Origin of the sequence: Rhodococcus spongiicola (assembly GCF_004011835.1) — a bacterium.
GTDB classification, from domain to species: Bacteria; Actinomycetota; Actinomycetes; order Mycobacteriales; family Mycobacteriaceae; genus Prescottella; species Prescottella spongiicola.
On record NZ_RKLN01000004.1, the window covers coordinates 213,274 to 233,549 of the forward strand.

20 protein-coding genes are annotated in these 20,276 nt (G+C 66.9%); 13 read left to right on the forward strand and 7 right to left on the reverse strand.

The window, feature by feature from the left end; translation table 11 throughout:
- The first annotated feature begins 1 nt into the window (after position 1).
- Genes phnE through EF834_RS12415 form a run of 3 tightly spaced genes read left to right on the forward strand, consistent with a single transcriptional unit; the run spans position 2 to position 3,002 of the window.
- On the forward strand, positions 2 to 841 hold the full coding sequence (gene phnE / locus EF834_RS12405) for a phosphonate ABC transporter, permease protein PhnE (RefSeq protein ID WP_127947534.1): 840 nt from the start codon (positions 2 to 4) through the stop codon (positions 839 to 841).
- Positions 841 to 1,776 carry a LysR family transcriptional regulator gene (locus EF834_RS12410; protein WP_127947535.1) on the forward strand — a complete coding sequence of 312 codons (936 nt, stop codon included), beginning with the start codon at positions 841 to 843 and terminating at the stop codon, positions 1,774 to 1,776. Before phnE ends, EF834_RS12410 begins: the two co-directional genes overlap by 1 nt.
- Complete coding sequence (locus tag EF834_RS12415) at positions 1,773 to 3,002, forward strand: alkaline phosphatase family protein (RefSeq protein ID WP_127947536.1); 1,230 nt, start codon at positions 1,773 to 1,775, stop codon at positions 3,000 to 3,002. The genes EF834_RS12410 and EF834_RS12415 overlap by 4 nt, the downstream gene beginning before the upstream one ends.
- A gap of 51 nt (positions 3,003 to 3,053) precedes the next feature.
- Here the strand turns inward: EF834_RS12415 and EF834_RS12420 are convergent, their stop codons facing one another.
- Positions 3,054 to 3,650, reverse strand: a complete 597-nt coding sequence (locus EF834_RS12420) for a TetR/AcrR family transcriptional regulator (RefSeq protein ID WP_235871149.1) — start codon at positions 3,648 to 3,650, stop codon at positions 3,054 to 3,056.
- A 94-nt stretch (positions 3,651 to 3,744) separates the two neighbouring features.
- Between EF834_RS12420 and EF834_RS12425 the strand changes: the two genes are divergently transcribed.
- The 3 genes from EF834_RS12425 to EF834_RS12435 are packed head-to-tail and all read left to right on the forward strand — an operon-like array spanning position 3,745 to position 6,817.
- Positions 3,745 to 4,977 (forward strand): acyl-CoA dehydrogenase family protein, encoded by a 1,233-nt coding sequence (locus tag EF834_RS12425; protein ID WP_127947537.1) that lies wholly within the window; start codon positions 3,745 to 3,747, stop codon positions 4,975 to 4,977.
- An 8-nt stretch (positions 4,978 to 4,985) separates the two neighbouring features.
- Entirely contained in the window at positions 4,986 to 6,059 is a 1,074-nt protein-coding gene (locus EF834_RS12430) for a phosphotransferase family protein (protein ID WP_127947719.1), read from the forward strand.
- Positions 6,056 to 6,817 carry an SDR family oxidoreductase gene (locus EF834_RS12435; protein ID WP_127947538.1) on the forward strand — a complete coding sequence of 254 codons (762 nt, stop codon included), beginning with the start codon at positions 6,056 to 6,058 and terminating at the stop codon, positions 6,815 to 6,817. The genes EF834_RS12430 and EF834_RS12435 overlap by 4 nt, the downstream gene beginning before the upstream one ends.
- Before the next feature lie 138 nt (positions 6,818 to 6,955).
- Here the strand turns inward: EF834_RS12435 and EF834_RS12440 are convergent, their stop codons facing one another.
- Both EF834_RS12440 and EF834_RS12445 read right to left on the reverse strand, forming a co-directional pair.
- Positions 6,956 to 8,050, reverse strand: a complete 1,095-nt coding sequence (locus tag EF834_RS12440) for an inositol-3-phosphate synthase (RefSeq protein ID WP_127947539.1) — start codon at positions 8,048 to 8,050, stop codon at positions 6,956 to 6,958.
- Positions 8,043 to 8,606 carry a PadR family transcriptional regulator gene (locus tag EF834_RS12445; protein WP_127947540.1) on the reverse strand — a complete coding sequence of 188 codons (564 nt, stop codon included), beginning with the start codon at positions 8,604 to 8,606 and terminating at the stop codon, positions 8,043 to 8,045. The genes EF834_RS12440 and EF834_RS12445 overlap by 8 nt, the downstream gene beginning before the upstream one ends.
- Positions 8,607 to 8,919: 313 nt before the next feature.
- Between EF834_RS12445 and EF834_RS12450 the strand changes: the two genes are divergently transcribed.
- The 3 genes from EF834_RS12450 to EF834_RS12460 all read left to right on the forward strand — a co-directional run bounded on the left by EF834_RS12450 (position 8,920) and on the right by EF834_RS12460 (position 13,709).
- On the forward strand, positions 8,920 to 9,348 hold the full coding sequence (locus tag EF834_RS12450) for a DUF5318 domain-containing protein (RefSeq protein WP_206615263.1): 429 nt from the start codon (positions 8,920 to 8,922) through the stop codon (positions 9,346 to 9,348).
- Positions 9,349 to 9,991: 643 nt separating this feature from the next.
- Positions 9,992 to 12,100 carry a transglycosylase domain-containing protein gene (locus EF834_RS12455; RefSeq protein ID WP_408014505.1) on the forward strand — a complete coding sequence of 703 codons (2,109 nt, stop codon included), beginning with the start codon at positions 9,992 to 9,994 and terminating at the stop codon, positions 12,098 to 12,100.
- A gap of 70 nt (positions 12,101 to 12,170) precedes the next feature.
- A complete protein-coding gene (locus EF834_RS12460) occupies positions 12,171 to 13,709 on the forward strand; it encodes a glycosyltransferase family 87 protein (protein ID WP_127947721.1) in 1,539 nt (512 codons plus the stop codon).
- A 37-nt stretch (positions 13,710 to 13,746) separates the two neighbouring features.
- Here the strand turns inward: EF834_RS12460 and EF834_RS12465 are convergent, their stop codons facing one another.
- Positions 13,747 to 14,190, reverse strand: a complete 444-nt coding sequence (locus tag EF834_RS12465; RefSeq protein ID WP_127947723.1) for a DUF2752 domain-containing protein — start codon at positions 14,188 to 14,190, stop codon at positions 13,747 to 13,749.
- Positions 14,191 to 14,668: 478 nt separating this feature from the next.
- On the opposite strand from EF834_RS12465, the gene rpsF reads away from it, so the two are divergent.
- The 4 genes from rpsF to rplI all read left to right on the forward strand — a co-directional run bounded on the left by rpsF (position 14,669) and on the right by rplI (position 16,336).
- Positions 14,669 to 14,956: a 30S ribosomal protein S6 gene (gene rpsF / locus EF834_RS12475; RefSeq protein ID WP_127947541.1), complete on the forward strand. Its 288-nt coding sequence runs from the start codon at positions 14,669 to 14,671 to the stop codon at positions 14,954 to 14,956.
- Positions 14,957 to 15,057: 101 nt separating this feature from the next.
- On the forward strand, positions 15,058 to 15,585 hold the full coding sequence (locus tag EF834_RS12480; RefSeq protein WP_127947542.1) for a single-stranded DNA-binding protein: 528 nt from the start codon (positions 15,058 to 15,060) through the stop codon (positions 15,583 to 15,585).
- A 39-nt stretch (positions 15,586 to 15,624) separates the two neighbouring features.
- Complete coding sequence (rpsR, locus tag EF834_RS12485; RefSeq protein WP_127947543.1) at positions 15,625 to 15,867, forward strand: 30S ribosomal protein S18; 243 nt, start codon at positions 15,625 to 15,627, stop codon at positions 15,865 to 15,867.
- A 16-nt stretch (positions 15,868 to 15,883) separates the two neighbouring features.
- Entirely contained in the window at positions 15,884 to 16,336 is a 453-nt protein-coding gene (rplI, locus tag EF834_RS12490) for a 50S ribosomal protein L9 (protein ID WP_127947544.1), read from the forward strand.
- 83 nt (positions 16,337 to 16,419) lie between these two features.
- On the opposite strand, the gene EF834_RS12495 is transcribed toward rplI, so the two are convergent.
- The 3 genes from EF834_RS12495 to EF834_RS12505 are packed head-to-tail and all read right to left on the reverse strand — an operon-like array spanning position 16,420 to position 20,179.
- Positions 16,420 to 18,132, reverse strand: a complete 1,713-nt coding sequence (locus tag EF834_RS12495; protein WP_127947545.1) for a flavin reductase — start codon at positions 18,130 to 18,132, stop codon at positions 16,420 to 16,422.
- A 2-nt stretch (positions 18,133 to 18,134) separates the two neighbouring features.
- Positions 18,135 to 19,379, reverse strand: a complete 1,245-nt coding sequence (locus EF834_RS12500; protein WP_127947546.1) for a styrene monooxygenase/indole monooxygenase family protein — start codon at positions 19,377 to 19,379, stop codon at positions 18,135 to 18,137.
- 8 nt (positions 19,380 to 19,387) lie between these two features.
- The gene (locus tag EF834_RS12505) at positions 19,388 to 20,179 is read right to left on the reverse strand and encodes an SDR family oxidoreductase (protein WP_127947547.1); all 792 of its coding nucleotides are present in this window, start codon (positions 20,177 to 20,179) and stop codon (positions 19,388 to 19,390) included.
- Positions 20,180 to 20,276: the final 97 nt, after the last annotated feature.

The window sequence follows — 20,276 nt, forward strand, 5'->3', positions numbered from 1 at the left end:
CATGTCGGTGGACCACAAGGCCTCCCCGACCGCCGCGCCGAAGCCTCCTTCCCCGCAGCTCGAGTCGAGTGGGCGACGCAACCTCTTGTGGGCCCGGAACATCGTCGTCGTGCTGGCAGTGCTCGCCTTCCTGGGATGGAGTGCCAGTGACCTCGGCCTGAGCCCCCAACGGTTCATAGAGGGCATCCCGCGCCTGGTCGAGTTCCTCCTGCGGATGTTCCCACCCGACCTGACGGTCATCCCCGGTCTGTGGGACGCGATACTCACGACGGTGGCGGTGGCGCTCTGGGGCACCCTGCTGGCGATGTTCATCAGCTTCTTCCTGGCGCTCGGCGCGGCGAGGAACCTGCTCGGTCACAACCCGCTGGTCTATGCCGTATCGCGGACGATCTTGAGTATCCAGCGCTCGCTGCCCGACTTGATCTGGGCGCTCATCTTCGTCGCGGCCGTGGGTCTCGGACCTTTCCCCGGCGTGCTCGCGCTGACCGTGTACTCGTGCGGCGAGCTGAGCAAGCTCTACGCCGAGGCAGTCGAGAACATCGATCCGGGCCCGCGCGAGGCACTCGAGTCGACGGGCGCCGGGTTGTTCACGACCCTGCGCTGGTCCGTCATACCGCAGATCCTTCCCGAGGTGATCACCTACAGCCTCTACCGTCTCGAATCGAATGTGCGCCACGCATTCGTCCTCGGCATGGTCGGTGCCGGTGGGCTCGGCTTCGAGTTGTCGGTGTCGATGAGGCTGTTCCAGTATCACAAGGTCTCGGCGATCCTCATCATCATCATCGTCACGGTCGCGACGATCGACTTCATCTCGTCTCGCATCCGCGCACGGGTCATTTGATGGCCCCCAAACTCAGCCTCCAGCGGCTCGAGACATTCGTCGCGGTCGTCGAGCACGGGGGGCTCTCCGCCGCCGCCCGAGCGCTCGGCATCGCGCAGTCGACCGTGTCGAGCAATCTGCAACTACTCGAACGCGAACTGGGCGTGGTCCTCGTCGACCGATCCGGACGTGCCGCCCGGCCCACCGATGCGGGAAAAGCCCTCATCGACCATGCCCGCAAGCTGCTCTCGCTCGCCGAAGAGGCAGCCGACCGGGTGACGCGACTGCGCAGTGCCCCCGTTTCGGGAGTGCTGGAGGTGGGCGGCACGGCCACAGTGACACAGCAGGTCCTGCCGCGACTGCTGACGTCGTTCGCGGGCAGGTACCCAGGTGTCGAGATCGATCTGCACGTCGACAACTCGGCCGGGGTGGTGCGGGCAGTCACCGATGGGCGACTGCCGCTCGCCGTCATCGCCGCCGAGACCGACAGGCCGTCGCTGGAAGCGACTCGAGTGGGCAGCGAACCGCAGACCATGATCGTTGCCAGTGACCACCCACTCGCTGGATGTCAGGCCAGCCCTCACGAGCTGTGCGGCAGCCGCATTCTCCTCCGTGAGGAAGGGTCGGCGAGCCGCCGATATCAGGTTGCCCTGCTGGAGAAGTGGCGTATCCCGCGTGCCCACACCAGCACCATCGCGAGCAACGAGGCCATCATCGGCGCGGTCGCGCACGGCCTCGGCATCTCCTGTCTCCCCCGAAGTTGCGCCGCGGACGCACACGAGCTGGGTCGCATCTCCGAGATTCGCCTCGAGCCGGCCCCGCCCACTCGCCCGATCAACCTGGTCCGGCTGTCAGAGCGGCCGCTGACCCTCATAGAAGAACTCTTCCTTGGGCACGTTCGAGATGGACACGTTCGAGAAAAGGAAGGCGTTCGAGAAAAGGAAGGTGTGGAATGACCGTCGTCACCGCGAACAACCGCGCATATCGAGTGCCGGCTCATGCCGTCGTCGTGATCACCGTCGACGGCGGCGACCCCAGCTATTTTTACGACGGACTCGAGCGGGGCATCATGCCCCGTCTGCAGCGGATGCTCGACGAGGGCGGTGTATTCAGCGTGGGGGCCTCCGAGGTCCCGAGCTTGACCAACCCCAACAACATCTCGATCGTCACCGGTGTGCCGCCCGCCATCCACGGGATTCCCGGCAACTACTGCCGGACCCCCGAGGACGGGCTCGTGCTCCTCAACGATGCCAAGTACCTGCGCGCACCCAGCATCCACGCGCGGTTCGAAGAGGCCGGCGTGCCGACCCTGATGGTGACGACCAAGGACAAGCTGCGCCAGCTGCTAGGTAACGGCGGCGTGCCCAGCGTCAGTGTCGAGCGGGCAGCCGGGGCGGGCATCCCCGAGTACGGCATCGAGTCGGTCGAGGAACTCGTCGGCGAGCCGGCACCCGGGGTCTACGACCCGCTGGCCAGCCACTACGCCATGCGTATCGGCCTGAGTGCGCTGCGTGCCGCCCCGCAGATCCGGCTGCTGTACGTGTCGCTGACCGACCGTGTCCAGCACGCTCACGCGCCCGGCGAGGACGTCTCCGACCTGTTCTTCACCGAGTTCGATGCGCTGCTCGGCGAGTACCTCGACGCCGGCTGCACGATGGCCGTCACCGCCGACCACGGCATGAACGCGAAGCACGACGAGAACGGCGAGCCGCGCGTCCACTACCTGAAGGACGTGCTCGAGGCCGCCGGCATCCCGGTCGAGGGGGTGGTGCTGCCGATCACCGATCCGTACGTGAAACACCATGGCGCCCTTGGCTCGTTCGCCTGGCTTCATTTGTCCGCCGAGCACCGCGAACCCGCTCGCCGGGTACTGAGTGCACTGCCCGGTGTGGAGGAGATCTGGGACCGTGAGCAGGCCGCGACCGTGTACGAACTGCCCCGCGACCGGATCGGCGACTTGGCGGTGACGGCCTCCGCCGACACCGCGCTCGGAAGTGCGGCTGCCGACCACGATCTGACCCAGCTGCACGGGCCCCTCCGGTCACACGGCGGCCGCCACGAGCAGCCGGTGCCGCTGATTCTCAGCGGCAGTGTGGACGGTCCGCTCGCCGACCCGTTCGAGGCCGGCATCCTGCGCAGCCGCGACATCCACGACCTCGTCCTGAACCACGTCGGCGCCTGAGCTCGCGGGCGTACAGCTCGAAGGCGGGATGTGACCGCGCCCCGGCGGGCGTCAACGTCCGTGCGGGATCGGCAGTGCCTCGATCGCACGGTCGACGACGTCGTCGACGGTGAAGACGGGATCCACGGTGCGGTCGATGGCGAGGCTCTCGACCATCGACCACCATGCGCGCAGCAGCAAACGGTTCGCGGGCGACGACTCGGCGCCGGTGGCGTCGAGGGTGCGCTCGACCATGGTGTTCTGCAGGTTCGTGCGGATCTCGCGGATCTGCGAATCGGCGCCGAAGCCGCCGTGGAAGAACGACTGGTAGTTCGCGCCGTGCCGGTCGATGAAGGAGACGAACGCGCGGACAACGGCCCGCAGCGGCTCGCCGGATGCGTCGTCGGGGTCCGCTTTCGCAGCACGGAGCAGGCGCCGGCCCGCCGCGCCCACGACGGCAACGTAGTAGTCCTGCTTGGTCGGGAAGTACCGGAACAGCAATCCGCGGGATATCCCTGCCTTCTGGGCCACCCGGTCGATGGACAACGCGTGGATGGGCCGGGTCGCGAGCTCCTGCAGGCCGATCGCGACGAGTTGCCGCTTGCGCTCTTCCGCTGGTAGCCGGCGCCGGGTGGCGGCTGTTCCGGGTGGTGAGGTTTCGGTCGACACGGGATGGCACCGTCCAGGATCTTGATTGCCGGGCAAGTCTACGTTTAGGTTAACTGAGCAATGCTTAGTTAGTTGCGACGTCATGGAGGAAGGCATGGATTTCGCCCAAAGCGCGCGGTCGAGGGAGTACCTCGACCGGTTACGTGCGTTCATTGCGACCGAGGTCGCCCCCGTCGAGGCGCGTCTGCACGCCGAGCGGGTGAAGCCGTTCGCGCAGCGTTCCGACGTCCCCGGCGCCGCGATGTGGCAAGTGCCCGAGGAGTTCCGGCAGCTCCAGTCCAAGGCTCGGGCGGAGGGACTGTGGAACCTCTTCCTGCCCGACGCCGAACTCGGTGCCGGCCTGAGCAACGTCGAGTACGCGCCGCTCGCCGAGGAGATGGGTCGCTCCCCGCTCGCGCCCGTGGTCTTCAACTGCAACGCCCCCGATACCGGCAACATGGAGGTGCTCTACCACTACGGCAGCACCGAGCAAAAGGAGCGTTGGCTGCGCCCGCTGCTCGACGGCGAGATCCGCTCCGCGTTCTGCATGACCGAGCCCGACGTCGCGTCGTCCGACGCCACCAACATGGCGGCGACCGCAGTCGTCGAGGGTAACGAGGTGGTGCTGAACGGCCGAAAGTGGTGGAGCACCGGCGTCGGCAGCCCGGACTGCAAGGTCCTCATCTTCATGGGCCTCACCGATCCGGAAGCACACAAGTACCAGAGACATTCGATGGTTCTCGTGCCGATGGACACACCCGGTGTCAAGGTCGAGCGAATGCTCTCGACAATGGGCTTCTACGACGAGCCCTTTGGCCACGGCGAGGTGTCGTTCACGAACGTGCGGTTACCTCTCGACGCGATCATCGCCGGTCCCGGACGGGGATTCGAGATCGCCCAGGGCCGACTCGGTCCCGGCCGCGTGCACCACTGCATGCGTTTGGTCGGTCTCGCCGAGTCCGCGCTCGAACTCGCGATCCGCCGCGGCACCGAGCGCGTCGCGTTCGGCAAGCCGCTGATCAACCTCGGCGGCAATCGCGAACGCATCGCCGACGCCCGCATCGCGATCAACCAGTTGCGGTTGCTGGTGCTCAACACCGCCTGGCTGCTCGACACGCAGGGCATCGCCGGGGCGCGCTCGGCGGTATCGGAGATCAAGGTCGCCGCACCTCGGGTGGCGCAGCAGGTGATCGACTTCGCGATGCAGATCCACGGTGGCGGTGGCCTCTCCGACGACTTCCCGCTCGCCGGCGCGTGGACGTCGGCGCGGGCGATACGGCTCGCGGACGGCCCCGATGAGGTGCACCAGGGGCTGGTGGCTCGCTTCGAGTTGGGCAAGTACCAGTGACTTCGAACATGCCGGACAATGCCCGTACCGTCCGCGACGAGGACGCCTTCGATGTCGAGGCAGTAGCGAACTGGCTGCGCGAGAACGGGTCTGGCGACCTGACCGCAACCCCCGAGGTCCGCCAGTTCGCCGGGGGTGCATCGAACCTGACCTACCTGTTGCGCTATCCCGATCGCGACCTCGTGCTGCGCCGACCGCCGGCCGGAGCCAAGCCGTCGTCCGGGCACGACATGGTCCGCGAGTACCGGATCCAGTCGCTGCTCGGACCGGTGTACCCGCACGTGCCGAAGATGGTGGGACTGTGCACCGATCCGTCGGTGCTGGGCAGTGACTTCTACGTCATGGAACGTGTCGAGGGCACCATTCTGCGCTCTGCTCCCCCGGCCGAACTCGGCCTCACCCCCGAGAACACGCGGGAACTGTGCCTGCGGGTGGTCGACCTGCTCATCGAACTGCACGGTGTCGACCCGGCATCATCCGGACTCGACGAGTTCGGCCGTGGCACAGGCTATGTCGCCCGACAGGTGTCGGGGTGGACGAAGCGCTATGCCGCCGCCCGGACCGACAACGTCCCCGACTTCGCGCGGGTGACGGCCTGGCTCGCCGACAATCAGCCGGCCGATGTCGCGTCCGCGGTGATTCACGGCGACTTCCGGCTCGACAATGTCGTCCTCGGTGACGACCTGCAGCCGCGTGCGGTCCTGGACTGGGAGCTGGCGACGATCGGTGACCCGCTCATGGATCTGGGGTCGAGCCTGGCCTACTGGGTGGAGGCCGACGATCACCCGATGATGCAGGCCACCAAGCGACAGCCCACGGACCTGCCGGGAATGCTCACCCGCCGCGAGATCGTCGAGTACTACGGTCAACGCACGGGACTGCCGATCGACAACTGGCGCTTCTACGAAGTGTTCGGGCTGTTCCGGCTCGCGGTGATCGCGCAGCAGATCTACTACCGGTTCCACCATGGCCAGACCACCAACCCGGCCTTCGAACACTTCTGGGTCGCCGTGGGATACCTGGACACCCGCTGCAACCAGCTGATCGACGGCCTCGACACCAACACGGAGGGTGACGCGTGAGCAAGCGCACGACCCGCAAGAACATTCTCATCACGGGCGCCAGCTCGGGACTCGGACGCGGCATGGCACGCGAATTCGCCTCACGCGGAAGAAATCTCGCGCTGGCGGCCAGGCGCACCGAGCGGCTCGAGGAACTGCGTGACGAACTGCTGGCCGCGTACCCGCAGATCAAGGTCGCGATCCGCAAGCTCGACGTCGACGTGCACGACGAGGTCTTTCGCGCGTTCACCGAACTCGACGAGGAACTCGGTGGCCTGGACCGGGTGATCGTCAACGCGGGTCTCGGCAAGGGGCAGCCGTTGGGCACCGGCTACTTTCACGCCAACGTGCAGACGGCGCGCACCAACTTCCTGGGGGCACTCGCCCAGAGCGAGGCGGCGCTCGAGCTGTTCCGACCCCGGAACGCCGGCCATGTCGTGTTGATCTCGTCGATGAGTGCGATGCGCGGCATGCCCCGGAATCTCACGACCTATGCGGCGTCCAAGGCCGGAGTCGGGGCGCTCGGCGAAGGTATGCGTGCAGACCTGGCGAACACTGATATCCGCGTCAGCACTATCTTCCCCGGCTTCATCCGCTCGGAGATCAACGAGAAGGTCAAGAACGTGCCGTTCATCGTCGACACCGAAACCGGTTGCCGTGCACTGACTGCGGCCATCGAGAAGGAGCCGAACAAGGCTCATGTCCCCGCGTGGCCGTGGGCGCCGCTGTCCGTGGCGATGAAGGTACTGCCCTTGTCCGTGGTGGCGAAGATGACCTAGCGCATCTCCTACGGGGGCATCTCCTTGCCCGAGAACACCTGTGGCGGTGAGCGAGTCCGAAGACTCGCCCACCGCCACTTGTGTTTTGCGAGCTACAGCGTCACGCCGAGGCTCACGCCTACAGTGCCACCGCGAGGCTCACGCCTCGATGATGAAGGCCTCGAGCTCCGAGCGAGCCTTGTCGTCGGCCATCTGAACCGGCGGAGACTTCATCAGGTACGCGGAGGCCGGCAAGATCGGGCCGCCCAGGCCGCGGTCCTTGGCGATCTTCGCGGCGCGGATGGCGTCGATGATGATGCCGGCCGAGTTCGGGGAGTCCCAGACCTCGAGCTTGTACTCCAGGTTCAGTGGGGCGTCACCGAAGGCCCGGCCTTCGAGGCGGACGTATGCCCACTTGCGGTCGTCGAGCCACTCGACGTAGTCCGACGGGCCGATGTGGACGTTGCGGTCGTAGACCTTGCCGGAGAGCGGTCCGTCGAGGTTCGAGGTCACGGCCTGCGTCTTCGACACCTTCTTGGATTCCAAGCGCTCACGCTCGAGCATGTTCTTGAAGTCCATGTTGCCGCCCACATTGAGCTGGTAGGTGCGGTCGAGCACGACGCCGCGATCCTCGAACAGCTTCGCCATCACGCGGTGGGTGATGGTGGCGCCGACCTGGCTCTTGATGTCGTCGCCGACGATCGGGACACCGGCAGCTGTGAACTTCTCGGCCCACTCCGGGTCCGAGGCGATGAAGACCGGCAGTGCATTGACGAACGCGACACCGGCGTCGATTGCGCACTGCGCGTAGAACTTGTCGGCCTCCTCCGAACCCACCGGCAGGTAGGACACGAGGACGTCGACCTTGGCGTCCTTGAGGGACTTGACGACATCGACAGGCTCGGCGTCGGAGACCTCGATGGTCTCCTTGTAGTACTTGCCGATGCCATCGAGCGTCGGACCGCGCTGGACCGGGACGTCCAGCGGCGGGACGTCCGTGATCTTCATGGTGTTGTTCTCGCTGGCGAGGATCGCCTCGGAGAGGTCGAACCCGACCTTCTTTGCATCGACGTCGAAGGCGGCGACGAACTGCACGTCACGGACGTGGTACTGGCCGAACTTGACGTGCATCAGGCCGGGGACGGTGGAGTTCTCGTCAGCGTCCTTGTAGTACTGCACGCCCTGGACCAGTGACGAGGCACAGTTGCCCACGCCCACAATGGCTACGCGCACCGCGGTGCTGTTGTCACCCATGGTCGGGTTCTCCTTCTTTTTTCTCGGGTGCTGCTGTTGATGATTGTTCTGCGGCGATGAGCTCGTTCAGCCACCGCACCTCGCGCTCGCTCGACTCGAGGCCGAGCTGGTGGAGCTGGCGGGTGTAGCGGTCGAACGATCCGGTAGCCCGCCCGACGGCGGCGCGGAGGCCTTCGCGGCGCTCCTCGACCTGGCGTCGCCTGCCTTCGAGAATTCGCATCCGCGCCTCGGCGGGGGTGCGGCTGAAGAAGGCGAGATGCACGCCGAATCCGTCATCCGTGTAGTTCTGAGGTCCCGTGTCCGCCACCAGCTCGGAGAATCGCTTCTTGCCGGCGGGTGTCAGCTCGTACACGCGACGTGCCCGGCGCCTGACGGTGCCGTCCTCGCTCGCGCCCTCGACGATCAGTCCATCGGCTTGCATGCGACGCAGCGTCGGATACAGCGAGCCGTAGGAGAAGGCGCGGAACGCCCCGAGCAGACCGGTCAGCCGCTTGCGCAGCTCGTAACCGTGCATGGGTGACTCGAGGAGCAGCCCGAGTATCGCCAGCTCGAGCATGCATACACCCCCTGAGTGTCCCGAACATAACTGATAGATGCGACTGCCAACTATATCGCACCGATATATACGTAGACAGGGTCGGGTCGAGAAGCCGGGCGAGACCTCGTGGACCGGCGTGGAGGACCCCGAGGACGGAGCCGCCGAAGCCGGCTGTCGTCAGTAGGAAGAGCCCGGGTCTTCGAGCAGGGGGTTGGGCGCTCGCCTGCATCCGATCCATGCCGGTTGCTGCCCGCTCGACAGGGTGTCGTCTCCCACACGCGGCCCCTCCCGGCCCGCCCGATCGGCGTCGAACGCACGTACTCTGGTGTCCGTGCGGATACAGCGGCAGGTCGTGGACTACGCGCTGCAGCGACGGTCTCTGCTCGCCGAGGTCTACTCGGGGCGGACCGGCGTAAGCGAGGTGTGCGATGCGAGCCCCTACCTGCTACGCGCGGCCAAGTTCCACGGCCGCAGCAGTTCGGTGGTGTGCCCGATTTGCCGCAAGGAAGAACTGACGCTCGTGTCCTGGGTGTTCGGCGAGAAGCTGGGTTCGGTCTCGGGCTCGGCGCGAACACCCGAGGAACTGGTTCGTCTGGCTGCGACCGAGGAGGAGTTCTCGGTTCACGTCGTCGAGGTGTGCCGCACATGCAGCTGGAACCATCTGGTCCAGTCCTACGTTCTCGGTGCGGTGCCGGTGCCCAGGCAATCGAGGAGGTCCTCTTCGAGCCGTTCGCCACGTCGCCGCACTGCGATCGAGTAGTTAGGACGCCGTCAGCTGTGCCCACCGCCCGACGCAACCGAGGACTGCCCACAGTCGCCTGACTACTGGAGATTCGTACGTGACTTCCCCCAACAGCCCCCAGGGTGGGTGGCCCGACGGACCGCGCCGACCCAACGGGCCCCAGCAGAGTGGACGACCGGCCGGGCAGCAGCCCGGCCGTCCCGTCGGTGGGGCCGCCGGCCCGGCTCCCCGCCGCAACCCCGGGCCGCCGCCCGCCGGCCCGGGGCCGCAGCAGGGGCCCGCTGGTCGTCCGCCGCAGGGTGGTCGTCCGCCGCAAGGCCGCCCGCCGCAGGGAAGTCCGCCGCAAGGGAGTTCGTCGCAGGGCCGCCCGCCGCAGGGTCGTCCACCACAGGGTGGTCGCCCGCCGCAGGGGGGCCCTCCTAGGCAGGGGGGAGGGCCTCCTCAGGGGCGCCCCGGTTCGGGGGGTGCACGTCCTGCCCAGGGTGGGGGCCGCGGAAACGGTGGTCGTCCACCGGGCGGCCCGCCGCCCACCGCGCGCAAATCCGGAGGTGGTTCAGGTGGTGAGCCGCCGAAGCCACCCAAGAAGACGCCGTCCAAGAACTCCAAACGGTGGAAGATTGTTCGCCGCACCGCGTACGTGGCCGTCGCTTTGGGTCTGATCGTGCCGATCCTGACGTTGATGATCGCCTACATCGTCACCGACGTGCCACGCCCCGGTGACATGACGACCAACCAGGTCGCGACGATCCTCGCGTCCGACGGGGAGACCGAGATCACCCGCGTCGTGCCACCGCAGGGCAACCGCACCGAGGTCGCGATCGACCAGATCCCGGTCCACGTCCGCAATGCCGTGCTCGCGGCCGAGGACCGCAACTTCTACAGCAACCCGGGCTTCTCAGTGACCGGTTTCGCGCGCGCCGCACGGGACAACGTACTTGGCCGCGACAGCGCCGGCGGCGGTTCGACGATCACCCAGCAGTACGTCAAGAACGCTGTCGTGGGTTCGGAACGCTCCCTTACCCGCAAGATGAAAGAACTCGTGATCTCGTCGAAGATGGCCCGCGAGTGGTCCAAGGACGAGATCCTCGCCGCGTACCTGAACACCATCTACTTCGGCCGGGGCGCGTACGGCGTAGCGGCCGCGTCCGAGGCTTACTTCGGCAAACCGGTCGAGAACCTGACCGTCGCCGAGGGAGCGTTGCTGGCCGCGGTGATCCAGCTGCCTTCGCTGCTGGAGCCTGAGACCAACCCGACGGGTGCCCAGGCACGGTGGAACTACGTTCTCGACGGCATGGTCGAAAGCGAGACGCTCAGTGCCGCCGACCGTGCCGCGATCCAGTTCCCGCCAGTTGTCCCGCTTGCCGAGGTCAACGCCGGTTCCGGTGGTCTCGGCCCGGAGGGCCTGATCAAGCAGCAGGTCCTCAAGGAAATGGCGGCGATGGGGATCAGCGAACAGGACCTCAACACCGCGGGACTGCAGATCACCACCACGATCGACCCACAGGCACAGCAGGCTGCGCTCGACGCGGTCGAAACCTACATGGAAGGCGGGCCGACCGAGCTGCGGACCGCGGTCGTCTCGATCGATCCGCGCACCGGAGGCGTGCGCGCCTACTACGGCGGGGAGAACGGCACCGGATTCGACTTCGCGCAGGCCGGCCTGCAGACCGGATCGTCGTTCAAGGTCTTCGGCGTCGCGGCCGCGCTCGACCAAGGCATCCCGCTGTCGCAGATGTACGACAGCTCGCCGCTGACCATCAACGGCCTGACAATCAACAACAGTGAGGGTGTGTCCTGCGGGACGTGCACCCTCGCCGAGGCACTCAAGCGGTCGCTCAATACCCCCCTGTACCGGATGCAGCTGGAGCTGGAACACGGTCCGGCCGACGTCGCCGACATGGCCCACCTTGCCGGTATCGCCGAGGAGATTCCGGGCGTGGGCATGACACTTACCGAGCCTGACGGACGGGGTCCCAACAACGGCATCGTGCTCGGCCAGTACCAGACACGGCCGATCGACATGGCGTCCGCCTACGCGACGTTCGCGGCGTCGGGCGAGTACTACGAGCCGTACTTCGTCGAGAGGGTCGTAGCCTCCGACGGCACGGTTCTGCTCGACCGTGGCGCGCCGGCCGGTGAGACCCGTATCGATGCCGCGGTGGCCGACAACCTCACCGCCGCGATGGAGCCGATCGCCGGGTACTCGCGAAATAACGACCTGGCAGGTGGACGTGCGTCGGCCGCGAAGACCGGAACTACGCAGCTCGGCGACACCGGTTCCAACAAGGACGCGTGGATGGTCGGATTCACGCCGTCGTTGTCGACGGCGGTGTGGGTCGGCACCGAGCAGAATCAGCCGCTCGTGGACAGTTCGGGCGCGATGGTGTGGGGGTCGGGGCTGCCATCGACCATCTGGAAGGCGACGATGGACGGCGCCCTGGAGGGCACCGCCATCGAGAAGTTCCCGAAGCCGGAGGCGATCGGCGGGCAGGCGGGCGTTCCGACGTTCACGGGCCCGCCGACGACGACTACCCCCCCGCCGTCGCCGGAGATGACGTTGCCGGGGCTGCCGCTCGAGATCACCACGAGCAACGTGGAGATCCTGCCGGGTGTGACGATCCCGATCCCGGGTCTCGCTCCGGGACGGAACGCCGATGAGTCGACGATCGAGTCGCCCAGTCTGACGACGACGGAGCCGTCGCCCCCGGCGCGCGGTGGGGTTCCGCAGGCGCAGCGGCAACCCGTGCCCCAGCCCGTGCCCGCCGGGTAACCGATCCCGGTAGCCTCGCGGAGTGGCCGACAGCACAACGGGTGGTACGGAAACCCGAGACGGCGGCGAGATGGTGTCCCCGGCACCTCTCGCCGCCGATCGGCGTTCCGCGGACTGGCGCGACGTGCCTGGACACACCGATCCGCTCACGTCGAGGCTCTCGTCGACCATCGGAGGTCCGGTCGGACGGCACGCGCTGATCGGTCGGAGCCGATTCTTCACCCCGATGCGGGCGATCCTGCTGCTAGCCGTGGCGTTCCTCATTCTCGGTTGGTTCTCCAAGGCGGCCTGCATCCAGCAAGCTCCGGTCGGCGTGAACGGTGCGCTCGGCCTGGACTGGAGCGGGAACCGTCAGTACGTCGCGATGTGCTACTCGGACACCGTCCCGCTCTATGGCGCCGAGCGCCTGGACGAGGGTGCCTTCCCGTACAAGAAGTCGTGGGAGGAGCCTCGATCCGACGGCTCGGTGCAGCAGCGGTACATGGAGTATCCCGTGCTGTCCGGCCTCTACCAGTACGGCTCGATGGTGGTCGCGAAGGCGTGGCACTCGTCGACTTGGCTGCCCGGCGGCCTGCAGGTGGCGATCTACTTCAACGTCGTCGCCTTCGGTCTGGCCGTGGCGTGGCTGGTGACGGTCTGGGCCAGTGCGCTGCTGGCCGGCCGACGCGTGTGGGACGCCGCGTTGATCGCGTGCTCACCGCTGGTGGTTGTGCACGCTTTCACCAACTTCGACCCGCTCGCCACGGTGTTCGCGGCCGGAGGCTTGTTGGCGTGGGCTCGCAAACGTCCGGTGCTCGCGGGAGTGCTGCTCGGGCTCGGGGGTGCCGTCAAGCTGTATCCGCTGCTGCTGCTCGGTCCACTGCTCGTGCTGTGCCTGCGCGCCGGTCGGATCCGAGCGTGGGCACATACTGCGATGGCCGCGATCGCAGCATGGCTGGTCGTGAATCTTCCTATCGCACTGCTGTTTCCGCGCGGGTGGGCGGAGTTCTTCCGGCTCAACTCCGAGCGGGGTGCGGACCCCGACTCGATCTACAACGTCATCTCGTCGTTCACCGGGTGGGCCGGGTTCGACGGGCCGCTCGCTCCCGGCGAGTCCCCGAGCGTGCTCAACGCGGTGTCGCTGCTCGCGTTCGTCGCGGTCTGCGTCGGCATCGGCTACGTTGCGCTGACGGCGCCGCGACGTCCCCGGGTGACGCAGCTGTGCTTCCTGCTGGTCGCGGGCTTCCTGCTCACCAACAAGGTGTGGAGTCCGCAGTACTCGCTGTGGCTGGTGCCGCTCGCGGTGCTGGCCTTGCCCCACCGCCGGATCCTGTTGGCGTGGATGACGATCGACGCCTTCGTCTGGGTGCCCCGGATGATGTACTACCTCGGAGTCGGCAACAAGGGCCTGCCCGAGCAGTGGTTCACCGGAACCGTGGTGATCCGCGATCTCGCCGTCCTCGCCCTGTGCGTGCTCGTGCTTCGGCAGATCTACCGGCCCTCGGAGGACCTGGTGCGGTTCGGGTTCATCGACGACCCCGTCGGTGGCGTCCTCGACCAGGCCGAGGACGCCCCGCCACGGTGGCTGCCGGCGTGGTTGCGGCCGCGGGTAGGCGTCAGGTCCGGGTAGGTCTGCGCCCACCTCGCATCGTGGTGGCCGGACGCACTCAGACGTGCAGCGCCGTGAAGGGCTTGAAGGGAATGTTCCTCACTCCGAGCCAGATCAGGGCCACCGTCAGTACGGCCGTGGGTGCCCAGGACAGGTGCTGCCAGCCGCGAATCCTACGCCCGTGCAGCCGCCCCCAGGTCCACCTGAGATACGCCTCGACGAGAAGGGCGAGCGCTGCCACGCCGACGGCGTTGTATCGCAGCGCCCTCGAGAAGTCGATGTGAAGGAGCGCGTAGAGCATGCGGGCACTGCCGCACCCTGGGCAGGTGATCCCCAGGAGTGCTTTCGTCGGGCACACTGGGATGGCGCCACCAGGCGTCGTCGGGTCGGTCCAGGCGACGAATCCACACACCGCGGTGGAGGCGGCGGCAACGGCCGCGGGTGCGCCGAGGCGCAGCACTGATGCCTGGGGCGTTGCGGGGTCCAACTGGGATTCGCGCATCACGCGCCGGCGGTTGCTGGCCCAGCGGCGACTATTAGGACGAAGTAGAGCACTCTGACGGCGTCCTCGAAGGCCTTGCAAGACCGTCGCGAGGATCGCCCGGAACAGGTTGTTGTCCATCGGCGGGGTCACATGTCGGGACGGGAGCGGCGCCGGGCAACTGGCGTTGGGCGGCGATGGGAAACCCTGCTGCTCGTAGTTCGGCTCCTGGTCGGGGTACGGATTCTCAGTCACTAACTGGCCTCACTTGGTTTGGACACTGCGATGTCGCCGAAACAGACAGACTGGAAACAGGCGGACTAGACAGCCTAGTTCTCCTGGCGCAGCTCTCGGGTCGACTACCCGAAGAAGCGGCCCGGAGATCAATTTCCCAGGTCACAGGGCTCTCGTGTAGCCTGCAAAGGTTGCTGACGCAACGACCCTCCTGCCACGGACAGTCCGTGGCCGTTTCACAGTCCATAGGAGGTGATGAGGTCTTATGCGTCATTACGAATTGATGGTCATCCTGGACCCCAGCCTGGACGAGCGCACTGTCGCCCCGTCGCTGGATACGTTCCTCAACGTCGTCCGTCAGGACGGCGGCAATGTCGACAAGGTCGATGTGTGGGGTAAGCGGCGTCTCGCGTACGAGATCGAGAAGCACAGCGAAGGCATCTACGCGGTCATCGACATCACCGCCGAGCCGGCCACCGTCAACGAGCTCGACCGTCAGCTCGGTCTGAACGAGTCGGTGCTCCGCACGAAGGTCCTGCGCCAGGGCAAGTGATTCCCGTTTGATTCGGGCCCGGGCGTCGGGGCAGCTGTTTGTCCCCGCGAGCACCTAGGCTCTCGAACAACAGGAACTCCACACACTGCAGGAGGAACCACATGGCAGGCGACACCGTCATCACCGTCATCGGAAACCTGACGGCTGATCCCGAGCTTCGTTTCACCCCGTCGGGTGCAGCGGTCGCGAACTTCACCGTCGCGTCCACGCCTCGCATCTTCGACCGTCAGACCAACGAGTGGAAAGACGGTGAGGCTCTGTTCTTGCGTTGCAACATCTGGCGCGAGGCGGCGGAGAACGTGGCGGAGAGCTTGACCCGCGGCTCGCGAGTGATCGTGAGTGGACGGCTCAAGCAGCGCTCCTTCGAAACCCGTGAGGGTGAGAAGCGCACTGTCGTCGAGCTCGAGGTCGACGAGATCGGCCCGTCGCTCCGTTACGCCACGGCGAAGATCAACAAGGTCAGCCGTGGTGGTGGCGGGGGCGGCTTCGGTGGCTCCTCCGGCGGATCCGGCGGCGGACGTCCGGCGTCCACTAGCCACAGCCAAGGCGGAGACGATCCGTGGAACACCGCGTCGCAGGCGGGTTCCTACGGAGGCTCCCAAGGCAGCGACGACGAACCGCCGTTCTGATCCGTACCCGATCGGAACATCCAGAAAACGAGGAAAGACATGCCGAAGGCGCCGCTGCGCGAAAAGGTTATGAAGAAGAAGGTCTGCGCGTTCTGCAAGGAAAAGAACACGCAGATCGACTACAAGGACACGACGCTGCTGCGTAAGTACGTCAGCGACCGCGGCAAGATCCGCGCACGCCGTGTCACCGGCAACTGTGTCCAGCATCAGCGGGACGTCGCGGTGGCCGTGAAGAACTCGCGTGAGGTGGCGCTGCTGCCTTACGTTTCGACGGCTCGCTAAGGAAAGGGAGGACGACATGAAGCTGATCCTCACCGCTGACGTGGACAACCTCGGTGCGCCCGGCGACACCGTGGAGGTCAAGGACGGCTACGGCCGCAACTACCTGCTCCCCCGCGGCCTGGCCATCGTTGCCACCCGTGGTGCCCAGAAGCAGGTCGAGGGCATCCGTCGCGCTCAGGACGCGCGCGCGGTCCGCGGTCTCGACCACGCCAAGGAGCTCAAGGCCGCGATCGAGGGTCTCGAGGGCGTGTCCCTGTCGGTGAAGACCTCCGCCGCGGGCAAGCTGTTCGGTTCCGTCACCGCTACTGACGTCGCGGGCGCCATCAAGGCTGCCGGCGGCCCGGTCGTCGACAAGCGCAACCTCGAGCTGCCGAAGGCCCACATCAAGAACACCGGCAAGCACCTGATCGTGGTCAACCTCCACCCCGAGGTTGCCGCCAAGTTCCACCTGAACGTCGTCGCCGCCTAGTCGGACGCCACGTTCTCCACAGGGCCCCGCAGACTTCGGTCTGCGGGGCCCTGTGTGTCTTTCCGGCGCCGGTTTCGGATAGTTCAGGTTCCCGGAAAGTCCGGATGCCGGGAAGCCAACCGGTACGCGCCCGAATGGAACACCAGGGGTTCGCCGCCCGCTGCGTCGTACTCCTCCACCTCGCCGAGGAAGATCACATGGTCTCCGGCATCCACGCGTTGCACGGTGCGGCACTGGAAGCGGGCGACGGCGTCTTCCAATAGCGGCACGCCGCCGCATCCCTCCGAGGTGGCGATGCCGGCGAACTTGTCCGGGGCCGGCGTGGCGAACTGGCGTGAGAGGTCGTGCTGATCGGCGGCCAGCACATTGACGGCGAAGTGTGTGGCGTCGATCAGGTCGGGCAGACTCGGCGCCTTCTTGGCCGGGCACCACAGCACCAGCGGCGGGTCCAGCGACACCGAGGTGAACGAATTCGCGGTGACGCCGATCTTTCGCCCGTCCGCCGCTCGACTGGTCACGACGGTGACTCCGGTGGCGTACTGGCCGAGGGCCCGGCGCAGATCCCGGATGTCGAACTGGCCTCGGTCGGACTGTTCCTTGGCCGCCACGAACCGCCGCGCCTCGTCGGCGTCGTACCACCAGTTGTGTGTGGTGCGCGGGTCGTTGAAGGCCTCGGCGATCGCCGCGGCCACGCCGGGGACGTGTTCGGCCTGCTCGAACAGCCACAGCAGGTGCGGGGCGGGTGTGCGCAGCATGCTGTTGGTCCAGGCCACCGACCACTGTGCCCAGCCTCGCCAGAACTTGTCGAACGTCCGCTGCATCCAGTGCCGATCGAATTCGGCCGCGCCGCGGGCGATGATCGCATCGAAGTACACGCCGGCGGCCTGCGCGGCGTTGTTCGACCCCTGCCCGGTGACCGGGTCGTTGAGCACCACGGCGTCGGCCATCCCGAGCACCGGCACACCGGACGGCAGGATCGCCACGGGGTGCCGAACGGTCGGCGTGAACCGCCCGCGCAGGGTCCCGGCCTCGTCGGTCAGCCTGATGTTCGCGCAGCGCGCGTGCTCTTGCGGAAAGTGCTGCGCGAGAATCTCCTTGGCGCGCGCGAGGTGCTCGTCCGGGGTGTGCACGTCGTCCCAGCAGTCCATCGGTCCCCCGGGGAGGCCCTCCATGACCATGATCTCGCAGGGCCCGGTGGTGGTGAGGGCGGGAAGCACGAAGTACTCGCCGACGCCGGGCGCGATGTTCAGCGACAGGTCGGCCCCGTCAGGGTGCGGGTCGAGGCCGTTGACGTAGGCCAGTGCCAGCGCGCGCTGCGGGCGGTCGAAGGGGGTCTTCTCCCGGTCCGGCGCGAACATCCGCCCGAGGTCGCCCTTGCCGGTGGACACGACCACCAGATCGTGGTTGTACGCGAGTTCCTCGAGGTCCGCGACGGATGCCGAGCGGACAATTAGTTTTCCTCCGGCGGCTACGAACTCCTCCATCCAGGTGGCGCATTTGACCCGCTGGTCCACCGATTGCGCATAGTGCTCCAGGCCGGCGCTGAAGCCCCCTTCCCCGACGCTCACCGCCACCTGTTCGATGCGGGGACAGGCGCTCGCCCAGGTGTCGGCCTCGAGTTCCCGCTCGATCGTGAGCGACGAATCGAACATGCACTGGCTGGACATCACCGGACCCGACCGCACCTGCTCGGCGGTGCGGTCGGTCAGCAGCGTGACGTCGTAGTCCGCCCGGAGCAGGCTGCGGGCCAGCAGCGCACCGGACTGGCCGGCACCGACAATCGCTATGCGACGCATGGTCACACCACCACGGACAGAGCCGCGTCACGCGAGGCTGCGAGGTACGCGTTGGCCGAGTCGGGATCCATGAACCAGTGGTAGAAGTCGCGCGGGTCATCGAACCCGTTGACGAACCGGCGCGCGATTCGCGGGTCGGCGCCGGCCGCGCCGAGCACTTCCAGCACGTGCGGCGGGGGCGGGGCGAGCAGGGCGTTCGTCCAGCCCGCGACGTACTGGGCGTAGTCCCAGTACCGCTCGAAGGTGGACTGCATGAACGCCGCGTCGAACGGCCGATCCCCGTGATCGAGGATGCTGGTCAGGTAGGACGTGGCGCACCTGCTGGCGTTGTTCGAGCCCTGCCCGGTGATGGGGTCGTTGAGCACAACCACGTCTGCCAGGCCCAGAACCTTTGCGCCGGAAGGAAGCACACCTATCGGATGCCGGACGGTGGGCGGGAAGCGGCCGGCCAGGACCCCGTTGTCATCGGTCAGTGTCAGGTTCTGACACCGCTCGGCTTCCCAGGGGAGGAAGGACTCGACGACCCACCGAGCCCGCGCCAGGTGCTCCTCGGGCGTGGTGATGTCGCCCCAGCAGTCCATCGGTCCCCCGGGGAGGCCCTCCATGACCATGATCTCGCAGGGCCCGGTGGTGGTGAGTGCCGGGAACGCGAAATACTCGCCGACGCCGGGAATCAGGTTGAAGGTCACCGCGGAATGGTCGGGGCGCGGCGTCATGCCGGTGACATAGGTGAGCGCGAGGGCGCGTTGCGGCCGATCGTACTGCGAACGCTCGGCGTCCCGGGGGAACATCTGGGCGATCTCGCCCTTGCCGGCCGCGACGATCACCAGATCTGCGCTCTTCGTGTAGCGCTCCAGGTCGTCGATCCCGGCGTCCTCGTACACGATTGCGCCGCCACGCCTTTCGAACTCGGCCATCCAGCGCGGCATCTTGACTCGCTGATCCACCGACTGGGCGGGTACGTCCAGCCGGGAGGCCCAGGAGATCGCCTTCTGTCCGTCCGGGCCCGGCGTGGTGAACGAGATACCCTCGACGGGTGGACATTCCGTGTCCCAGAAGTTCAGGCCGAGCGCACGCTCACGAGACAGGGCGTTGCCGAACATGCACTGGCTCGACATCACCTTGCCCGTGCGCAGTTGATCCGGGGTCCGATTGGACACGACCGTGACGGCGTGGCCTGCGTCCAGCAGCCCGATCCCGAGTTGCAGTCCGGCCTGACCGGCTCCGACAACGACGAAGTTACGCATGAGAACTCCTATTCAGCGAGCTTGGGAATGGCAGGAACGGCCTGTTCGGGGCCCATCGCGGAGTACCCGCCGTCGACGGCCCAGTCGGCACCGGTGACGAAGGAGGCCCGGTTGCTGCACAGAAATGTGACCACCTCGCCCACCTCGGCGGTCTCGCCGACGCGGCCGAGGAGGTGGAAGTCCCGGGCCACTCGGTCGGTCTTCGCGCGGTCCGAACCGCTGAGTTCGTCCATCACCCTGGACCAGATCCATCCGGGGCTCACCGAGTTGACCCGGATGCGGTCGGGTGCGTAGTCCATCGCCATGGACCTGGTGAGCTGGATGTTCGCGGCCTTGCTGGCCGGGTAGAGCCACCGCCCGGTCTGCGCTGCCTTGGCTGAGATGGAACCGAAGTTCACGATCGCACCACCGCCGCGGGCGACCATGTGCGGGCGCACAGCCTCGGCGAACAGGGCTGCGCTCGCGAGGTTGACGTCCAACGCGGTGGTCCACTGTGCCCGGGTCGATGCGGCGCCGTCGTCGACGTAGGAGCAGGCGAGGTTCACCAGGATGTCGATCGAGCCGAAGGTGCCGAGCGTCGTCGCGACGCAGCGCGCGATGTCGGTGTCGTCGGTGATATCGGTCCGGACGAACGCGGTCCTGTCCGGGTATGCGTCGACGATCTCCTTGGCTCCGGCTTCGTCGATGTCGGCCACCACGACCTTCGCGCCGGCGTCGCAGAACGCGGCGACGACACCGTGGCCGATCTTGGTGGCTCCTCCGGTGACGATGGCTGTCCGCCCCGATAGCTCTGAGTTCATGTCCCACCTTTCACTGGTTGTGATCTGGGACACTATTGAGGCGGTGTTCGTGGTGCTATCCGCCAAGCGCGGCCGTTGTGCGGATAGCGCCGACACG